We start from the raw sequence: 20,571 nt of genomic DNA on the forward strand, positions 1-20,571 counted from the left end.
CGAGACAATATTAAGAAATTTATTCTTATTAACGTTCATAAAGAACTATGTTTTCCATGGCAAAGATAATGGTAGAGGAAAAAGCCACTTACATACGACACTAATAGTCAGGCATTTACAATCCTCATTCTTTGTAATATTTTTCCACCTTGCAAGCTATCCTATCTTTCCATTTTCACACCGTTTCTATATCTCTAAATCATTACAAAAAGATAAATATAATCATTTCAAGATGAGAGCAACTCAGAATGATATCATTTCCAATTAATACAGATTAAGTTTGCTTTTTTCTGCAAAAATGTTATCTTTGTGGATAGGTAATGTGTATAACATTATTTTCATATGCTCACAATGATTAAATTATAGATAAATAAATTGTTTAATCTTTTAAAGTTTGCATTATGGAAAAGAATAAAATTGGCTTAAATGCAGGAAAAGTGTGGCGCATCTTAAATGAAAAAGGTGAACTTTCCATGTTCGATTTGTGCCATGAGCTGGGTTTGACGTTTGAAGATGTAGCTCTTGCTATTGGTTGGCTGGCCAGAGAAAGCAAAGTGTTATTAAGAAAAAAAGAGGGAATGCTTTTTGCAAGCATTGAGAATGTTGAATTTTCTTTTGGCTAAAGTGGAAACTAAATTACATTTAAAGTGGAAATCTGCTTTATGATCTACACTACTAAAAATTTAATAAAGCGGATATGTGGGGATATTTGCGTTTAAAATATTGTTACTTTTGATTCAGCTCCATTACACACTCAATAACAAACAGACTACATAACAGAGCTAAATCAAAACTGTCTCTTAGCGTTCTATAGTGAAAGTAAAACGCCACCAAAAGAATCAATCTTGTGGCATCAACACCACTCCCAACTTTTTCTTACCATCCATCTTCACTACTATTGGTTTTTCAAACCGCACATGCCGCAAGAATTTCGTTTCTTCAACAGCAGGCTGTGCGTTCAGGAAGTCCTGATTATAAACACCGTCATTCATAAAAGCATTAATAGTGAAATAGCCCACTCCAAACGAAGTAAGGTTCTGGAAGAAGTGTGTTCCCTGACTGGGATCTACCCGATAGTTCGTCAGCCCGGCTTCCACAATGACACGGGCAGCAGAAATATGCGGCCACTTCACCGGAATGCCGAGCCAGGTATCACTACTTCCCCATCGTCCGGGTCCAACCAGTACATAATTCTTCCCTTCGTTTAAGAACTGCTGATTCATCTTTTCTATCTCCCAGGCGATAGCCTGATTATTGGAAGCACTGTATCCGTCGGTCTTAACATAAATGATATCACACACTTCATTCATGATTCCGTGTCCTAATGAGTTGTTAGAACGCAGAATGACATCTTCATCCGGAATAGCGGTGAGATCTTCGTCAAGCATCTCTTTTGTATCGACAATGGGACGAATCTGCAACAAGTAGAATGTACCCGTCTTATCTTGTTCACGACTCAAAGTAGCAGCAAACTCTATCTCTACAGGGCGACGCATCTCCTGTTCGCTATGTTTCAAAACCAATTGCAGGATACGAGCCAAAGGGAATACATCATGTTGCAGAATATTGGCAAACGTGATCACTTTGCGTCCGCCCGGATACAATCCATCGCGGATCACCTGATCATAAGGATCATAAGTAGAAGCAATGTAACGCAACGCACCATCTTTTTCCGCCTCTTTCACATGAAGTTTCAGCAGATTGAATCCGTCATCAATAGAAAAGTCTTCTCCTGCATTTTTAAGATCGAGCGCATAAAAGCGGGTTTGCGTCTCCTTTAAAGCTATTTCCATTTCACTGGTCTGTAATACCTGATTGGGGTGATAGGGAGAGAAACGAAGCGTCATTCCGCCATCCACAATGTATTTACCAAGCCCAAGAGCGAGATTGACCGTACCCTCTTCCGCTTTCTCATCTCCTATCGGATAGTAATTGAGCGAACGGGCCACACCGGACATAGACGGATAATAGCGGTCGCCATACTGGTTACCCACCACTTCTTGCAGGATAACAGCCATCTTCTCCTGATCGATCACATTGGAGGTAGCCTGCATATATGCTTTACTGTCTTTGAAATAGACAGATGCATACACCCCTTTGATAGCATCGGAAAGCATACGGAGCATCTCGTACTTATCATCCAGATAAGGAATCATATAAGTATTGTAAATCCCGGCAAATGGCTGATAATGGGAATCTTCCAACAATGAAGAGGAACGAATGGCAATAGGCGACTTCACCACATCAAAAAAAGTGAAAAAGTCTTCTACCAGTCTGTCCGGCAACTTTGCTTTCAGAAAGTATTTCAGAATCACGTCATCATCGGCGTCAGAAAGAGCTATCTGATATAGATTATTGATGTCCATAAATTCATCAAAGACATCCGTACAGAGTACTACCGTCTTCGGGATGGCAACACGGGCATTCTCAAATTCTTCAAATTCAGGATGACGCTTCACCATATTATCAATGAAAGCCAGTCCACGTCCCTTGCCTCCCAAAGACCCATCACCGATACGGGCAAAATTGGAATAACGGTCGAAACGGTCGCGCTTAAAAACAGCCACCACTCCCTGATTTTTCATCTTACGATACTTCACAATGGCTTCGAAGATAATCCGCCGGTGAGCATCTACATCCTGCAAGCTATTCCAGGTGATAGGTTTAAGGAATTCCGCCACGGGAAACATAGCCCGCGAATACAGCCAGCGCGATACATGATTGCGTGAAATGTGATACAAAAATGATTCGGCCGGAACAGCAAAAAGAATATTTTGCAGCTCTTTCAGGTTCCGCACGCGGGCAATCTCCTCTCCCGTTTCGGGGTTACGAAAGACAAAATCTCCGAAACCAAAATTGTCAGAAACAATACGGCGCAGATCCACATCCATTTTCTTGGAATTCTTATCAATAAAACTGGCACCATATTTGGCTGCATAGGAAGAATTCTCCGATTCGGACGACTGGATAATAAGGGGCACGAACGGATCTTCTTTTCGTATGGCAGCACAAAGTTTAATACCTGCCAACCCATCCTTCTCCCCACGCTCTACACGAGGAAACCGCACATCGGTAATCACCCCAAGTATATTGTTTTTATATTTTTCATACAGAGTAATAGCCTCTTCATACGTACGTGCCAGTACTATTTTAGGACGTCCACGCATACGCAAAGTACGCTGATGAGCATTCAGGGCCTCAGTAGAAAACTCCTGGCTCTGCTTCAGGACGAACTTATACAGGTTGGGTAACACCGAAGAGTAGAAACGGATGCCGTCTTCCACCAGTAAAATAAGCTGTACTCCTACTTCTGCCACATCGTGCTCCAAATTCATCTTATCCTCTATCAACTTAATGATAGATACCAGCAGATCGGTATTGCCCAGCCAGCAGAACACATAATCAAATGCGCTCAGATCTTCATCGGCAATACGTGCTGTAATACCATGACTGAAAGGAGTAAGAATGACAATAGGAATGTGCTCATACAAACTCTTGATATGACGCCCGATATCAAAACTGTCATTATCTCCCGTACCCGGCATACAAATAACAAGATCAAATGTCATACTTGCAAGCAGTGCCAAAGCCTCCTCTTCTGTAGAAACCTGCGAAAAACGGGGAGGATAACGAAGCGACAAGGAAGTATATTCGTTAAAAATTTTTTCATCAATACGCCCGTCATCTTCAAGCATAAAAGCGTCATACGGATTGGCTATCAACAGGACATTGAAAATACGCCGCGTCATCAAATTGGCAAACTGCGTATCTTTGAAATAAAGCTGATTTAATTTGTATTTACTGAGCATGGATTTCCTGTAGTTAAAAATTGAAAGACAAAATTCGCCTTTTTTATCCGGAAATGCAAATGAATTTTATAGAATTAAAGGTGGTTATTTCACCGCTTCTGTATATATTTGTACTTTTCTCACTACAAACAACTATTTATAATGAAAAAAACAGTCTTATTATTAAGTGGAATTATGGTCATGTCATGTACATCCCAACAAAAAAAATTGGTCTACCCGGAAACGACAAAAGTAGACACAATAGATGTGTACTTCGGTACAGAAGTACCCGACCCTTATCGCTGGCTGGAGAATGATACCAGTGCTGCTACCGCCGCCTGGGTAGAAGCAGAAAACAAAGTGACAAACGCATACCTTGCTCAAATACCTTTCCGTGAGCAACTGCTGAAACGCTTAACCGATCTGGCTAATTATGAGAAAATAGGTACTCCGTTCAAGAAACATGGAAAATACTATTTTTATAAAAATGACGGATTGCAAAACCAGAGTGTATTATATGTACAAGACTCATTAGACGGAGAAGCCCGTGTTTTTCTGGATCCGAACCAATTATCAGATGATGGTACGGTAGCACTCACCAGCCTCTCTTTTTCCAACGATGGTAAATATACAGCTTATACCATTTCGCGTAGTGGTTCGGACTGGTCCGAGATCTATGTAATGGATACCGCCACAGGCAAATTGCTCGAAGATCATATTAACTGGGCCAAGTTCACAGGAGCAGCCTGGCAAAAGGATGGATTTTATTATAGCGCATACGATGCTCCGGCAAAAGGTAAAGAATTCTCTAATGTCAATGAAAACCATAAGATATATTACCATAAAATCGGTACTCCGCAAGCTGAGGATAAGCTAATATACGAGAATCCCGCATATCCGAAACGTTTCTATTCGGCCGGCACAAGTAAAGATGAACGCATTCTCTTTATATATGAATCGGGAGCCGGAAGAGGAAACAACTTATTTATAAAGGATTTAAAAAAATCAAATGCACCACTTATACAGTTGACTACTGACTTTGATTACCAATATTCTCCGATAGAGGTTATCGGTGACAAAATGTATATATTTACCAATTACGGTGCTCCGAAAAACCGGATTATGGTGGCTGATATCAACAATCCAATATTGGAAAACTGGACAGAACTTGTACCCGAATGCAGCAACGTTCTTTCCGATGCAGAAATAATTGGTGGTAAACTCTTTCTGACTTACGACAAAGACGCATCCAACCACGCTTATGTCCATGATCTTAATGGGAAAAGATTACATGAAATCAAACTCCCCTCATTAGGTTCCATAAGTTTCAGCGGCACCAAAGATGATAAAGAATGCTTTTTTGGTTTTACTTCATTTACTACTCCCGGAGCCACCTATAAATATGATATGGATACAAATACTTATGAACTGTATCGTGCTCCGAAAGTAAAGTTCAACCCGGACGAATTCATAACCGAACAGATCTTCTTCCCCAGTAAAGACGGTGTTATGATTCCGATGTTCCTTACATATAAAAAAGACTTGAAGAGAGATGGGCAAAACCCGGTATTTCTTTATGGATACGGAGGGTTTGGCATTAGCCTCAACCCGGGATTCAGCATCAACCGCATTCCATTCCTTGAAAATGGAGGTATTTATGCACAGGTAAACCTGCGGGGTGGTAATGAATACGGTGAAGAGTGGCACGTTGCCGGTACTAAGATGGAAAAGCAAAATGTGTTCAATGATTTTATATCTGCCGCCGAATTCCTTGTTAACAATGAGTATACCAATCCGGATAAAATAGCCATCGTAGGTGGTTCAAACGGTGGTTTGCTGGTAGGTGCCTGTATGACGCAACGCCCCGAACTGTTCAAAGTAGCCATTCCGCAGGTGGGAGTTATGGATATGCTCCGATATCATAAGTTTACTATCGGCTGGAACTGGGCCAGTGATTATGGAACAAGTGAAGACAGCAAAGAGATGTTCGAATACCTTAAAGGATACTCTCCACTACATAATCTGAAACCTGGTACGAAGTATCCGGCAACCATGGTTACTACTGCCGATCATGACGACCGAGTAGTTCCGGCCCATTCATTCAAATTTGCAGCTACTTTGCAGGAGTGCAATGACGGTACTAATCCAACCCTTATCCGCATCGATAGCAAAGCCGGACACGGAGCGGGGAAACCAATGACAAAAGTACTGGAAGAGCAAGCCGATATATACGGATTTATTATGTATAATTTGGAAATGAATCCAACAACACTTTAAATAATTTACGATTAGACGATTTACAATTTACGATTGGGATTACATTTATTTGCAAGTAATTTCAATCGTAAATCGTAAATCGTCTAATTGTAAATTTCCGGATCGTCTAATCGTAAATCCCTTCCTACTTTTGTCATTTTATCATTATTTAATCAAAATATCACCATAAAAAAGAGGTTTATAGAAAAGTTTTCCTATATTTGCAGTGTCAGTAGCTGACATTTTATCAGAATAAACCTTTTAAAACATAGTATTATGAACATTCAGAAAATTATGTCCTCTCTTGAGGCGAAACATCCCGGTGAATCTGAGTACCTTCAGGCAGTCAAAGAAGTACTTCTCTCTATTGAAGATATATACAATCTGCATCCGGAGTTCGAAAAAGCCAAAATAATAGAAAGACTTGTCGAACCGGATCGTATCTTTACGTTTCGTGTAACATGGGTAGATGATAAAGGTGAAGTACAAACCAATTTAGGCTATCGTGTACAGTTCAATAATGCTATCGGCCCGTATAAAGGCGGTATCCGTTTCCATGCATCTGTAACCCTTTCTATTTTGAAGTTCCTGGGCTTCGAACAAACATTCAAAAACGCATTGACTACCCTGCCGATGGGTGGTGGTAAAGGTGGTTCAGACTTCTCTCCCCGTGGAAAGAGCGATGCCGAAATCATGCGTTTCTGTCAGGCTTTTATGCTCGAATTATGGCGCCATATAGGTCCGGATATGGATGTACCTGCCGGTGATATAGGTGTAGGAGGCCGCGAAGTTGGTTATATGTTTGGTATGTATAAAAAGCTGACACGCGAACATACTGGCACTTTCACCGGTAAAGGTATGGAGTTCGGCGGTTCCCGTATCCGTCCCGAAGCTACCGGCTTTGGTGCCTGCTATTTCGTTCAGCAAATGCTGAAAGATAAAGGAACCAGTTTTGAAGGTAAAACAGTAGCCATCTCCGGTTTCGGTAATGTAGCATGGGGTGCTGCTATTAAAGCTACAGAATTAGGTGCCAAAGTGGTTACCATTTCCGGTCCTGACGGCTACATCTATGACCCGGATGGTATTTCCGGTGAGAAAATAGACTATATGCTCGAACTGCGTGCCAGCGGCAATGACATTGTAGCTCCTTATGCCGAAGAATATCCGAATGCAACTTTCTACCCGGGTAAAAAACCTTGGGAACAGAAAGTAGATATCGCTATGCCTTGCGCCACTCAGAATGAAGTGAACGAAGAAGACGCCAAACAATTGGTTGCTAACGGAGTGATGTGTGTAGGTGAAGTGTCTAATATGGGATGCCGCCCCGAAGCTATCGATACATTCCTTGCTGCACGTATCATGTATGGTCCGGGTAAGGCAGTCAATGCTGGAGGTGTAGCAACTTCCGGCCTTGAAATGACTCAAAATGCAATGCATATCTCCTGGACTTCAGAAGAAGTAGATAAGAATCTGCATCAGATTATGAACGATATTCACGCCCAATGCGTAAAATATGGTACTGAAAGTGACGGTTATATCAATTATATGAAAGGTGCCAACATTGCAGGATTCATGAAAGTGGCTCATGCGATGCTTGGACAAGGAATTATTTAAGATTTACGATTGGACAATTTACTATTTACGATTGGTATTACATCTATTTATTCACAAGTAACTTCAATCGTAAACGGTAAATCGTCTAATCGTAAATCTCCGGATTGTTTAATCGTAAATAGAAAAACTTTGTTTAGTTGTATTTGTATTTGTGGTTTGCGCTACTCTCCTCCTGGGACAGGACGTGGGTAGCGCACTTTTTTACCGGAAGGTTTCATTTTCAACTAAAATAGCCTAACTTTGCATCTCAAAATCAAAACATAATAATGAGATGTTACAACCGGAATTAAAACTGCGCCGCGATAAAATACGCTGGCTAATGGCTCAACAAGGCATTGATGCCGCACTAATCACTTGTAATGTAAACTTGCTCTATACGTATGGCCGCGTTGTCAGCGGATATTTATACTTACCTCTTAACGCTCCCGCCCGCTTATTTGTAAAACGTCCCAACAATATATCGGGAGAACATATCTTCTCTGTCCGCAAGCCGGAACAGATCATAGATATCCTGAAAGAGGAAAAATTGCCTATGCCAACCAAACTGATGCTCGAAGGTGACGAACTGCCCTATACAGAATATGTACGCCTGGCTGCCATGTTTCCCGATATAGAAGTTGTTAATGGTACCCCGCTTATCCGCCAGGCACGGAGTATAAAGACAGCCATCGAAATAGAATTGTTCCGTCGTTCGGGAATTGCACATGCCAAAGCATACGATCGGATTCCTTCTGTCTATCGTCCGGGAATGACTGATCGCGAATTTTCCATCGAAATTGAACGCTTGATGCGCCTGGAAGGATCATTAGGTATTTTCCGCGTATTCGGTCAAAGTATGGAAATCTTTATGGGAAGCGTACTGACTGGTGATAACGCTGCTGCACCTTCTCCCTACGACTTTGCTTTGGGAGGTGAAGGGCTCGATCCGGCACTGCCGGGAGGAGTGAATGGCTCTCCGCTGAAAGAAGGCCAAAGCGTAATGGTAGATTTAGGTGGTAACTTCAACGGATATATGGGCGATATGAGCCGCGTGTTCTCTATTGGTAAACTAAGTGAAAAAGCCTATGCCGCACATCAGGTTTGTCTGGATATACAAAACGAGGTTGCTTCACTGGCTAAGCCCGGAGCTGTATGTGAAGATTTGTATAACACTGCCATTGAGATGGTTACCAAAGCCGGATTTGCAGAAAACTTCATGGGCATCAGCCAACAGGCACGTTTCATCGGTCATGGCATTGGATTGGAAATTAACGAAATGCCTGTAATTGCACCACGTATGAAACAAGAGCTGGAACCAGGTATGGTATTTGCTTTAGAGCCCAAAATCGTTCTACCAGGTGTCGGTCCTGTTGGTATTGAAAACTCATGGGCTGTCACCAGCGAAGGAGTTGAAAAACTGACGATCTGTAATGAAGAAATTATTGAACTCTGAAATAGTGATTAGTGAGTAGTGATAAGTGATTAGTAGGCTGCGCATCATGCCGCACGGTACTAATCACTTATCACTACTCACTAATCATTCCTCACTACTCCTCCATCTGAGTTTCCAACCTTAAATTCTCCCACTCCGTCCATGTAGGAGAAACCATGCACTGCGGCTCCTGTATTTTACCAATCATGGCAGTTGCTTTTTTCACGGCAGCACTGGTTTTCTCAAAGAGTTCTTTCATTGAAAGGTTTCCTTTTGCATCCTTAATCGTTTTAATCAGGAAGTAAGTATAATAGCCCTGCTTTTTATCGTGATAAACACTTGAGGTCTGATCACCACTACTCGAAGAGAAACTCAAAGTGTTACCCTGAGGCAATCCTACTTTCGGCACTACGCGTACTCCTTTCTGTGCAAGCAGCGGAGCAGCACTCTTATAGCCACCACTGAAACAAGCATCGAGAAATACGTACGCACCCTTCACCGGATAAGTAGCCAATTCTTTATATAACTCAGCCAACGAGATACCCAAGCGGATATTTTTACCGGTAATATCTACAGGCAACAAATAGGGTTCTTTGGTTGCTTCGTCATTATTGCCATGTCCCGAATAATAGAATATCAGCTCCGCTTCCGGATCAGTACTTGCCATATTTACCAGCCAATCCAGTTGCTCATGCATCATACCGGCTGTAGCATTAGGCACCACCTTTATCTGATTATCGGGCACACCGAATGTACGAATACAATACTCACGAAATACCATGGCATCATTCACGGCATAAGGTACATTGATTTCTGCATTGGCACCGGTCATGCTATAATCTTCATTACCAATAATCAATGCATAACGATGACGGTTTACAGCACCTACCGGAATATCTTCCATCAATTCACTCTTAAAAGTAAGCGAGAAGTCTTTGGCAACAGCCTTACGCGCAATAACATTTCCGCTTAAATTCATGGTACTTGCCGCAGTAAGGTAATCACCCACTTTCACTTTATATGCTTCATTCAGAAAAGCCGAACGCGTAGATTCAGTCACTGCCAGCATCACTGCCACAGAATCCTCATCGAAACGTTTATTCACGAGAAAACCATAGTCCAGTGTCGCCACATCACCCGGAGCAATACTATCAATGGTCATTTCCGGACTATCCGTAGTATAGACATTCTTCGGCAGTGTAAAATTCAGTTTTACGTTATGCGCTGTTTTTGTTCCGAAGTTCTGTACGGCAATTGTCAGTTTACCATTCTTACCCAAAGTGATCGAAGATCCCTCAGATGCAAAGAACTGATGGTCGGCTATACGCAAACGCGGCATCGAATATTCCTGTGCATTCACTATCAATTCAGAAGGATCGGCATCAAATCCATTCGCTTCAAAAGCATAAATATTGATTTTAGCCAATGCAGTAGGCATCTCTTTCTTAGCGATATAACGGAAGGTATACTCTTTGGAAGTACCGGCAGGGATGTTTCCTCCATCCAGTTCACGCGGCCCCTCAAAATACTGATCATACCCTTGCTGTTCGGACAAGCGGAGACGAATATTATAAGCATCTCCCTTTCCTTTATTCTCAACAGTAAACTGAACAGCAAAGCTTTCACCGGCATCAATCACTTTATTATTATTGGCATCGATAAAACTATCCACCCGGATCACTAACATAGCCGGATCTACCGGAACCGGAACGGATGGTTGCTCCCGAACTACATTTTCAGTATTTTTCAAGCTTTCATTATAAGCCAGTAAACGACCGGGAAATGAAGTATAGGAGGCACCATCCTCAATTATTTTGTTCAGCACTTCATATTCGGCCTTCATGTCCATATACTGGTAAACTCCAGCAAGCCCCTGCATATACAGTTTGGAAGAGGGGTCCTTCTCCAGAATCTTCAAAAAGAGATCTTTTGCATCCAACAAATAACTGGAGGCACGCTGCCGAACCAATGCATACTCAGTATCATTGGCAATCGTAGCACCGTTATTTACTATTTCCGTTGCACAATTAAAGTTAGCACGGGCCACACCGGTCATCAACTCAAAGTTATTGGGATAAAGTGCATAGAGACGTTTGTAGATATCAAGCGCTTCTATATTTTTACCCTGACGTTCGAGAATGCGTGCTTTAATAGGCAACACCTTATCATTATTTGGATCAACAGCCAAAATCTTGTCAATTGCTCCCAGTAGTTTCTCCATATTATTGGTAGCAATATACACATTAACCAAATTATACAAAAAATCGAGCGATACCGGATACTTCTCATTTGCTTTCAACAAGATACGTTCCTGATCGGCATACTTCTTCTGCGACTGATAAATCATGTTCATATATACATAGCAGTCTTTTTCCTGTGCTTCCGTACCTGTATTCAAATACTCCCGGAAATATTTCAGAGCCTGTTCATTCTTTTGCAAATTATAGGCCGAAACAGCTGCGTAATACACTACCGAGGCATAACGGCTGTCTTTAGACAGCAATTCACTACTAAACGCCGGCAACTGCGGCATATCAATATAAGCAGCAGCAAGATCCAGCGCTTTTGCCGGCTGCTTTTGCTCGGAGTAATACACCGCTCCGTTCAGTAGGTAGGGATACAGAGAACGCAAACGGTTCTTTGCCCCCTCCAGATACTGACCGTTATCCGGTGCCTCCACCACTTTAATGAAATTGGCATAACTATCCAGCAGGTAATCATACATGGCAGTTACGTCTGTTCCTTTATCGCGCTCACTTTCAAAAAGCACATACTGCTGATTAGCACGTTTGGAAGCAGAGGCAGCATCCTGTGCTACTACTCTGCCTGCAACTGCTCCCGCAGTGAGAATGATTGTCAGTAAAAAAAATCTTTTCATTGTTTGTTTATTGTTGGAATGCATCCATAATTACGAACTCTACATTGATCTTTCGGAATTCACCACCACGTTCTTTGGCCACTTCCACATGATACTCGTATTCGTTCTTCGTATTATTCAATGTTGTTACATTTTTATCAATATAGTTTTGTACACCGGCAGCACGCAGCAAAGCAAGTTGCTCATTCTGGGTTATTCCCGATGTTTTGGTCACCGTTATATTATCCAGATTACCGTCTTTATAATAAGGTTCATCCATAAATTCACCGTAACGGCCATCATAAGCAATACGTCCACGAATCGGACTGGCGTCGGCAGAACCGGTAATGATCACTTTTACCTGTTTTCCTTCGGCAAGATATTTAGAGAAATCACCTTCGAAGGCATTCTTGATAATCTTCATCAAAGACATAGCAGCATTGGATTTCTCAATGTTATAGCCTCCCGAGGGGAAATCTTCTTTTGCAGAAAACTCCTTATTAATAACTTCGTACTGATACCCCACTTTATAGTTCAGAATCTTTTTACCATCGGCATTCACACCCGGCACTACTTCTGTTTTTACATTAATCTGTGTATTATCTGTAATCAGTTTATCTTGTTTTTTCTCTTCCACCACCTGTTCCTTTATCTCCTTCAACTGCACTTCTTCGCGAGTAGCCTGCTGCATAATTTCAAGCGGAACAAAGTTGGCATCTGCCTCCAAAGCAGTCAGCTTTGTACGCCCGATATTATCATAAATATACACCTTATTGGTCGTTTCATTTTTCACTTCCACATAAGCAAGCTCAAATTCATCTTTGTCATTCAGTACATAGACAGCATTCTCAAATTTCAGATTCTTCGCATCATTGAAATCTCCTGCTTCGCCTGCCGGAACTTCCAATGCGATAGAGGGTAACTCCTTAAAACCGATATTGAGCAGGTTGCTCGAAGTATCATAATCGCCCACGAACGGATTGTCAATAGAGATACGATCGCCTGCCAGTTCGGTTGCCACTTCCTGGGCAAACAACTGCTGTTGCTTCAAACGGCTTTCGTCATTCACACGAATCGCATAATCTTCCATCGATTCACCCTGCATCATCTTCACCCATTCGTTCATTTTGGCATCCACCTCTTTACCCATAATCTTACCATAGAAAGGATTCAGACCATTGGCATCCCAGAATACAATCTGATAAGGGCGGTTCGACAACAGAAAGACTTCACTGTTCTGGTTATTTTTAAAGAAACGAGTCCCCATAACACCTATTTGTGCTTCGGGTAGTTCCTGCTCAACAACACTATTTTTCAGATTGACTATTATAATATCTTTATTATCGCGTACCACACTTACATATTTTCCTTCCGGATGAAAAGAAGGTGAGGTCAGCATTCCTCCCAGTTTATCAAAGATATCCACCTTATCCCAAATCTTGGTATCAATAATCGTGAGCCGTTTATCATCCGTCGTCACTGCCAACAGCGAAGCATCCGGAGAAAAAGCAACTTCTTTCACTACCGCCGGCATCGGAATAGACTTTCGCTTTTCCCGGGTCTGAAAATTCCAGATAACAACCTCTTTTCCTACAACCGAAGCTATAAAATAGTTATTAGAACTCAACGCCAGCGAAGTAGCGGGAGCATCTCCCTGAATATAAGCCTGAGGCAAATATTCTTTCGTGTCATACACCACAATTTCCCCGAGCGAATTGGATACAATAAAATTGCGTGCATCACTTCCGTAGCACATTGCCAGTGCCAACGGCTTTTCTTTCAGTCCCTTTCTTTTTTCTTTCAGTTCAAATAGTTTTTTATTCCTGTCGCGAAAAGAAAAAATAGCTACCGGCTTCTTCTGGCGCAACACAGCCAGTGAACTTCCTGTCGGATTAAAAACAATACGATCGATGTTCCTTAAATCACTAATCGTAATGTCACGCATCGTATACATTGTCCCGTCCGACAAATAGGCCGTACAAAAAGTAGTATTATCAAATGCATTGATTTTTTTTTGTGAAACAAAGGTTCTTTTCTCGACCAATTGCCCCATCGCTTGTCCACAAAAAAGAGTAGATACAAACAATAAAGCCACGCTCCTACAAGAGCTAAATTCACGTACCATCCCATTCATACCTTTAAAATGATTTAGTTTATGTTTAAATGTGTTTTGCAAAATAAACATTAATTATCGAACCAGCCATAACATGAACGGTATTTTTTTATTGCAAAGACAGTTTTATTTGAAAATAAAACAGAAAAGAAAAAAGAATAACATCAGAAACAAATAAAAAGACAAGAACTATCACGGTTTTCCGTTACAACACAGCATTTTATAAAATAGTTGTATATATAAAAAGTGCCGGTTGTATTTAAGTGAAATACAACCGGCACTTTTCTCTGAATCCCTATTTCACTTTATTGGTTTAAGTCCCATTCTTTCTGCTTTCTTGAGCATTAGTTCACGGGCAGCCTCATATTCGTTAGGAATAATACCATCTAAAATCGCATCTTTTATAGCACTTTTTAACGAACCAATCTCCTTACAGGGAGAAAGTCCGAATATTTCCATAATCTCCTCACCGCTTACCGGAGGCTGAAAATTACGAATACGATCTTTCTCTTCCAGATCTTTAAGCTTCTGACGTACCAAACTAAAATTATTCAGGAAACGTTGTTTACGCTCCATATTTTTAGAAGTGATATCAGCTTCACACAAAGTCATCAGATCATCAATGTCATCTCCTGCCTCAAAAAGCAGACGACGCACGGCAGAATCCGTCACAACGTCATCGGCAATCACGATAGGACGCATATGCAGACTTACCATTTTCTGCACATATTTCATCTTCTCGTTCATGGGCAATTTCATATTCCGGAAGATGGTAGGAATCATCTTTTCACCAATGAAATTATGGTTATGGAAAGTCCATCCGATTTTAGGTTCCCACCGTTTGGTAGCAGGTTTGGCAATATCGTGTAACAGAGCTGCCCAACGAAGCCAAAGGTTATCCGTTTTCTTACTGATATTATCAAGTACTTCGAGCGTATGATAAAAATTATCTTTATGTGCCCGCCCATTCCGTGTTTCTACTCCTTGCAACGCTGCCAGTTCGGGGAAAATAAGTGGCAATAACCCACTCCGTTCCAGATCGATAAAACCTTTAGAAGGTACAGGAGAAAGAATGATCTTGTTCAGTTCATCTGCAATCCGTTCACGCGAAATAATTTTAATCCGTTCACAATTGCGACACAACGATTCAAAAGTATTATCATCAATGTAGAAGCCAAGTTGGGTAGCAAAACGAATGCAACGCATCATCCGCAAAGGGTCGTCACTAAATGTTATATCCGGATCAAGCGGAGTACGTATAACCTTTTCTTTCAGATCATTTATCCCTCCAAACGGATCGACTAATTCACCAAACCGTGCTTTATTCAAACAAACGGCAAGCGCATTGATCGTAAAATCACGACGATTCTGATCATCTTCCAATGTACCGTCTTCCACAATGGGCTTTCGTGAATCACGCTGGTAAGATTCTTTGCGGGCACCCACAAACTCCACTTCAGTGCCGTGATACTTCACCTGCGCAGTACCAAAATTCTTGAAAAGTGCCACATGAGCACCTTTGCCCAAATGTTTGCCCAATGCTTGCGCCATCTCAATGCCGCTTCCCACCACTACTACATCTACATCTTTAGAAGGGCGTTCCAGAAAAATATCGCGGACGTATCCGCCCACCACATAACACTCTAATCCGAGCGCATCGGCTGTTTCTGAAATCTGACCGAATATCTTATCGTTAAATCGCTGTTTCAGTTCTTCCTGAGTCAACTCTATCATAATTGGTATTTAGAAGTTAGAATTTAGTAGCCGGAATTGAATTCCAACTGCCAACTACTACTTTTGGAGTGCAAAGGTACAACTTTTCATCCTTCACGCTACGCTCTTCACACTAAATTTGTATTTTTGTCATTCATAACTAAAGAACAACAAAATGAAGAAACTGATTGTAGGACTATGTGCCACGCTTGTATTAGCCTCTTGCGGTAACGAAGCAGAAAAAAAAGCCAATGAAAGACTGACTACAGCCCGTACAGCCTTTGAGCAAGGAGATTACAACGAAGCCAAATTGCAGATAGACAGTATCAAAATACTCTATCCCAAAGCTTTCGATGCACGGAGAGAAGGTATAAGCCTGATGCAGCAGATAGAATTAAAAGAACAACAGCAGAGCCTGGTTTATCTGGACAGTATTTTGCAAACAAAGCAGAAAGAATTTGAATCGATTAAAAACAAATACGTACTGGAAAAAGATGCTGAATACCAACAAACGGGTAACTACTTCTGGCCTACCCAAACGGTAGAGAAGAATCTACACCGCTCCTTCCTGCGGTTTCAAGTGAATGAACAGGGAGTGATGAGTATGACTTCTATTTATTGCGGCGGAAGTAACCTTCATCACTTTGCAGTGAAAGTAATAGCTCCTGATGGTAGTTTTGCCGAAACTCCTGCATCTAAAGACAGTTATGAAACAACTGATCTGGGAGAAAAAATAGAAAAAGCAGATTATAAAATGGGGGCAGATGGCAATGTAATGGGATTCCTCTACCTGAACCGGGACAAAAATATCAAAGTAGAATACATTGGAGACCGCAAGTATACTACTACCATGACCTCTGCCGACAGACAAGCACTTGCCGGTATTTATGAATTATCACAACTACTGTCGTCCATCGAGCAAATAAAGAAGGAACAGGAAGAAGCTAACCTGAAAATACAATTTGTAACAAAGAAAATAGAACAGAAACAACAGAAAGAAGCGACTGAAAAAGAAACCAAATAAGTAAGAAAGAAAGTACGTATTTAATACTGTGTTAAATACGTACTTTATATAGATAAAAGTACGTACTTTGGTATGTATGAAGTACGTACTTTTGCAAAGTAAAAACAAGATCACTCAATTTACCGTCAGCAATGTTAATTTCAATACCCTATACTAAAAGTACAATTGCGTCAGCTTTCATGAGATTGACATTGTTAATTTCACTCCTGTTCATCTTCGGAAGGTGTATTCAGGAAGATCCGGATGTATTTTCATTAAAACCGGGAGATACCTTACCGGAGTTCTCGGTAGAGGATAATGGTGGAAATATTGTATCAACAGCTACACTCCGTGGTAAGGTATGCCTAATTGCATTCGTCAATACCGGATGCCCCGATTGCCGGAAAGAACTGCCGGAAATAGAAAGTGCTTATCAGCAGTTCAAAGATAATGAGATTGTCCGTTTCATAATTATAAGCAGATCTCAGGGATACGAAAGTCTGACAGAATACTGGACTAATAACCAGCTTACAATCCCCTATTCCGCCCAGGAGAATGATGCTGTTTTCAAGAAGTTCGCTTCACAGAATATACCTCGCATTTATATTGCCTCTCCCCAGGGGATTATTGTTTTCACTTCCGATGACTCTTCCAATGTTGTTGCAGAAACAATCAGTACACAAATAAATAACCTTATCAAAGTTCCGGAATAATCCGGAACTCAAGATAAACCATCGCTTGTCGTACCTCCCCGTGCGGGAAGCACCCCAATTCTTATTTTTGTTTGGCGACTAATACTTCTATATCATATCCTATAAAAAGTCCGCTTTCAATTACCCCTGTGATATTCTTTATCTCTTTTTCTAAGGACTCACCAATTTCCCCAAACCAGGTATCAAGAATAAAATTTCCATTCTCGGTGAGTATTGGTCCGTCTTTTCCTTTAGCCATGCGCAAGATAATCTTTGAGGCTCCAAGTTCTTTCAACTGATTTTCTACATACACCATCGCAGTAGGAAAGACCTCAACGGGAACAGGAAACTTACTACCCAGCCGGGAAACAAACTTACTATCGTCCACAACAATAAAAATCCGGTCACTGCTTTTTATCAATAGTTTTTCTTTAAACAACGCTCCTCCTCTTCCTTTAATAAGATTGCGGAAGGGATCTACCTCGTCGGCACCATCAAAAGTCCAATCCGGATGCTTCTCCCAAAGAGTTGTCTGTGGAATGCCCAACTGCGTACAAGTCATTGAAATCTCTATCGAAGCAGGAATCACCTCAACATGAAGCTGTTCTTTCCGGATTCTTTCGGCTATGGCAAAAAGAGTGAGATAGACAGTGGAACCGGAACCTGCACCAATTACTTCACCGTCTTTCACCCGTGCAGCCAATTGGTGTGCCACCTGTTCCTTGCCTTCCCTGTTAATTATATCATCGGACCACTGCAAGCCGGTAATCAAGTTATTCCTCCATTCCATAATCATGTATTTTGTTTATTATACTTCCAGTTTTGAGTGTGTTTCACCACAGAGTAACACAGAGTTCCACAGAGTTTAAATCTTTGATGAAACGCGGATTAACGCAGATTTTCGCAAAGGGAAACAAATATATAATAAAGAACTACAGTCTTTTAATCTGCGTTCATTTGCGATCATCCGCATTTTAATCAGAGGAATACTACTCTGTGTCACTCTGTGATGAGTTTGATTTCTTTCCGTTCAAATTTAAATAACACTGAAACAAGTTTATCTATAAATAACGAATTAAGTACCCCTTTTGTTATCATCGCCTGGCGTACTTCCCCGTGCGGAAAGCGCTTTCTTTAATTCCTCGGCGATACGCCATTGAAGGGCTGCTTCCGCTTCTTTGCCTGCTTTCAACAGAGCATCCCCAAAGAATTCATGCGCTTTAGGGTGTTCAGGTTTCAATGAAGTTGCCTTATCAAGATCGGCAATGGCTCCTTCCGTATTCTCGGATTTCAGACGAAGCTTCCCACGGTTATAAAAAGCCTTGAAGCTGGCAGGGCTAATGCGTATAGCCGTACTAAAGCAAGTTTCGGCATCAAAATATTCCTTATTATTAAATAAGGTGATCCCTTTACGAATCCAGGCATCTATGTAGTCAGGATAGAGCTCTAATGCTTTATCATAATTTGCAAGGGCAGCACGGGCATCATGTGCCTGCGTGATACATTCATTGCCCATAAGTAAATATTCACGGGCATACTTCTTGAGATATTCCTGCTGTGCCCGCATCTGCTCTTTCAGTTGCCGGTTCTGTTCGCGTAATGTGTTTATTACTTCCAGCTTCCGACGGATCAGTCGGCGGGGAACCGGCTTTTCAATGTCATAACGTGAATGAATGGCGCGGAAGAATTGTTCCAGACACTCCTCCATATCCCCACGATCGAAAGCACGGGCAGCAGCTACATATTGTACATCTGCCTGCGCTTGTTTCAACGCTTTGTCTATGGCCTGCCGGTTATTGAAACGCTGGGCAAAATTCACAATCTCCTGTCGTACAAAAACATCCGCCCGGTTAATCGGCTTCTTTAGTTGAATGCCCTCCAGCGATGTACAACGGCTCAATGCCACATACGCCTGTCCTCCGGCAAAGACTCCTCCGGTGAAATCGATAACCACACGGCTGAATGTCAATCCCTGACTTTTGTGTACAGTGATAGCCCATGCCAAGCGAATGGGATATTGGGTGAAAGTTCCTAAAACCTCCTCTTCAATCTCCTTTTTTTCTTCATTATAGCGATAACGGATATTTCTCCAGGAATCCAGCTTTACATCACATTCCTTCCCATCATCTGTTATAACATAAATCGTTCCGTCGTCATCGTCAATACCTGCTATGGTACCGATAGTACCATTTACCCAACGGCGGTCATAGTCATTCTTGATAAATATAATCTGTGCACCCGGCTTCAGCACCAGGTCTTTGGAAGTGGGCAGACTACTTTCCGGAAAGTCCCCCTCTATTTCACCTTCAAAAGTTACCGGATCACCGGGAAGTTCGGCCAGTTTTTTATCATTGATATAGTCCACATTATCCCGTCGTGTAGCGAGAGTGATGTACATATCTTCTTCACTCTCTTCTATCTGTGTACCATATCGTGTATTAAGTAGTTGTAAATCGGCTGCTCCGGCAGTATTATTGCGTATATGGTCAAGTACACTGACAAAGACCGGATCACTCTGCCGATACACCTTCTGCAACTCAATTGACACGAGGTCAATCTCACCAAACACACGTGCAGAGAAAAAATAAGGCGTAGGATAAAAACGATTCAATATCTCCCGCTCATCGTTTTTCACCACAGGTTCCAACTGGAATACATCTCCTACAAGCAGTATTTGTTTCCCCCCGAAAGGTTCCCGTAAATTACGGGAATATACCCGCAGAATACGATCTACAGCATCAATAATATCCGCCCTCACCATCGAGATCTCATCAATAATCACCAATTCTATCTGCTCAAGCAATTTCCGGTGTGGCTTTGTATATTTAAAGAATTCATGGATACGCCCCCGTTGAAGGCTCAGATTCGGATCGTCCGGCAGAATAGGATAAAAAGGAAGTTTGAAAAAACTATGCATAGTACTTCCACCTGCATTAATGGCAGCAATACCGGTAGGAGCAAGCACTACATACTTCTTTTTTGTATTGGCACAGATATAGCGCAGAAACGTGGACTTACCCGTACCGGCCTTTCCTGTCAGAAAGACAGACTGGCGGGTATATTGGATAAGATTCAGGGCATCCTGAAACTCTTTATTGTTAGTATCTACTGTTGTTGCACCCAC

General features: G+C 41.6%; 12 protein-coding genes. 6 read left to right on the top strand and 6 right to left on the bottom strand.

The features are described from left to right. The first annotated feature begins 398 nt into the window (after positions 1 to 398). Positions 399 to 623 (top strand): winged helix-turn-helix domain-containing protein, encoded by a 225-nt coding sequence (locus ACESQI_RS07635; protein WP_085929659.1) that lies wholly within the window; start codon positions 399 to 401, stop codon positions 621 to 623. 216 nt (positions 624 to 839) lie between these two features. On the opposite strand, the gene ACESQI_RS07640 is transcribed toward ACESQI_RS07635, so the two are convergent. Beyond that, positions 840 to 3,809 carry a PEP/pyruvate-binding domain-containing protein gene (locus ACESQI_RS07640; RefSeq protein WP_002562418.1) on the bottom strand — a complete coding sequence of 990 codons (2,970 nt, stop codon included), beginning with the start codon at positions 3,807 to 3,809 and terminating at the stop codon, positions 840 to 842. 141 nt (positions 3,810 to 3,950) lie between these two features. On the opposite strand from ACESQI_RS07640, the gene ACESQI_RS07645 reads away from it, so the two are divergent. The 3 genes from ACESQI_RS07645 to ACESQI_RS07655 all read left to right on the top strand — a co-directional run bounded on the left by ACESQI_RS07645 (position 3,951) and on the right by ACESQI_RS07655 (position 9,090). Further along, entirely contained in the window at positions 3,951 to 6,065 is a 2,115-nt protein-coding gene (locus tag ACESQI_RS07645; protein WP_195349803.1) for a prolyl oligopeptidase family protein, read from the top strand. 255 nt (positions 6,066 to 6,320) lie between these two features. Beyond that, the gene (gene gdhA / locus ACESQI_RS07650; RefSeq protein ID WP_002562420.1) at positions 6,321 to 7,658 is read left to right on the top strand and encodes an NADP-specific glutamate dehydrogenase; all 1,338 of its coding nucleotides are present in this window, start codon (positions 6,321 to 6,323) and stop codon (positions 7,656 to 7,658) included. A 271-nt stretch (positions 7,659 to 7,929) separates the two neighbouring features. After that, positions 7,930 to 9,090: a Xaa-Pro peptidase family protein gene (locus tag ACESQI_RS07655; RefSeq protein WP_007487086.1), complete on the top strand. Its 1,161-nt coding sequence runs from the start codon at positions 7,930 to 7,932 to the stop codon at positions 9,088 to 9,090. A 94-nt stretch (positions 9,091 to 9,184) separates the two neighbouring features. Here the strand turns inward: ACESQI_RS07655 and ACESQI_RS07660 are convergent, their stop codons facing one another. From ACESQI_RS07660 to ACESQI_RS07670, 3 genes are all read right to left on the bottom strand, one after another. Further along, a complete protein-coding gene (locus ACESQI_RS07660) occupies positions 9,185 to 11,947 on the bottom strand; it encodes a caspase family protein (RefSeq protein WP_373125668.1) in 2,763 nt (920 codons plus the stop codon). A gap of 7 nt (positions 11,948 to 11,954) precedes the next feature. Beyond that, on the bottom strand, positions 11,955 to 14,051 hold the full coding sequence (locus ACESQI_RS07665) for a WD40 repeat domain-containing protein (RefSeq protein WP_373125765.1): 2,097 nt from the start codon (positions 14,049 to 14,051) through the stop codon (positions 11,955 to 11,957). Positions 14,052 to 14,339: 288 nt separating this feature from the next. Next, entirely contained in the window at positions 14,340 to 15,773 is a 1,434-nt protein-coding gene (locus tag ACESQI_RS07670) for a CCA tRNA nucleotidyltransferase (protein ID WP_122201858.1), read from the bottom strand. 154 nt (positions 15,774 to 15,927) lie between these two features. Here ACESQI_RS07670 and ACESQI_RS07675 point away from each other — a divergent pair, with 154 nt between their 5' ends. Together ACESQI_RS07675 and ACESQI_RS07680 are read left to right on the top strand one after the other, a co-directional pair. Beyond that, a complete protein-coding gene (locus ACESQI_RS07675) occupies positions 15,928 to 16,776 on the top strand; it encodes a hypothetical protein (protein ID WP_281962349.1) in 849 nt (282 codons plus the stop codon). Between the two features lie 179 nt (positions 16,777 to 16,955). Next, a complete protein-coding gene (locus tag ACESQI_RS07680) occupies positions 16,956 to 17,468 on the top strand; it encodes a TlpA disulfide reductase family protein (RefSeq protein ID WP_044157945.1) in 513 nt (170 codons plus the stop codon). Positions 17,469 to 17,529: 61 nt separating this feature from the next. Here the strand turns inward: ACESQI_RS07680 and rpiA are convergent, their stop codons facing one another. Further along, positions 17,530 to 18,237: a ribose 5-phosphate isomerase A gene (gene rpiA / locus ACESQI_RS07685; RefSeq protein ID WP_025866746.1), complete on the bottom strand. Its 708-nt coding sequence runs from the start codon at positions 18,235 to 18,237 to the stop codon at positions 17,530 to 17,532. Between the two features lie 285 nt (positions 18,238 to 18,522). Further along, positions 18,523 to 20,571 (bottom strand): AAA family ATPase, encoded by a 2,049-nt coding sequence (locus ACESQI_RS07690; protein ID WP_195661354.1) that lies wholly within the window; start codon positions 20,569 to 20,571, stop codon positions 18,523 to 18,525.

Origin of the sequence: Bacteroides sp. HPS0048 (genome assembly GCF_964240755.1) — a bacterium.
Lineage (GTDB): Bacteria > Bacteroidota > Bacteroidia > Bacteroidales > Bacteroidaceae > Bacteroides > Bacteroides nordii.

Bases quoted from the DNA above. Each gene is read 5' to 3' on its own strand.
- ACESQI_RS07640 (WP_002562418.1), bottom strand. From the start codon at position 3,809: ATGCTCAGTAAATACAAATTAAATCAGCTTTATTTCAAAGATACGCAG.
- ACESQI_RS07645 (WP_195349803.1), top strand. From the start codon at position 3,951: ATGAAAAAAACAGTCTTATTATTAAGTGGAATTATGGTCATGTCATGT.
- gdhA (WP_002562420.1), top strand. From the start codon at position 6,321: ATGAACATTCAGAAAATTATGTCCTCTCTTGAGGCGAAACATCCCGGT.
- ACESQI_RS07655 (WP_007487086.1), top strand. From the start codon at position 7,930: ATGTTACAACCGGAATTAAAACTGCGCCGCGATAAAATACGCTGGCTA.
- ACESQI_RS07660 (WP_373125668.1), bottom strand. From the start codon at position 11,947: ATGAAAAGATTTTTTTTACTGACAATCATTCTCACTGCGGGAGCAGTT.
- ACESQI_RS07665 (WP_373125765.1), bottom strand. From the start codon at position 14,051: ATGGTACGTGAATTTAGCTCTTGTAGGAGCGTGGCTTTATTGTTTGTA.
- ACESQI_RS07670 (WP_122201858.1), bottom strand. From the start codon at position 15,773: ATGATAGAGTTGACTCAGGAAGAACTGAAACAGCGATTTAACGATAAG.
- ACESQI_RS07675 (WP_281962349.1), top strand. From the start codon at position 15,928: ATGAAGAAACTGATTGTAGGACTATGTGCCACGCTTGTATTAGCCTCT.
- ACESQI_RS07680 (WP_044157945.1), top strand. From the start codon at position 16,956: ATGAGATTGACATTGTTAATTTCACTCCTGTTCATCTTCGGAAGGTGT.
- rpiA (WP_025866746.1), bottom strand. From the start codon at position 18,237: ATGGAATGGAGGAATAACTTGATTACCGGCTTGCAGTGGTCCGATGAT.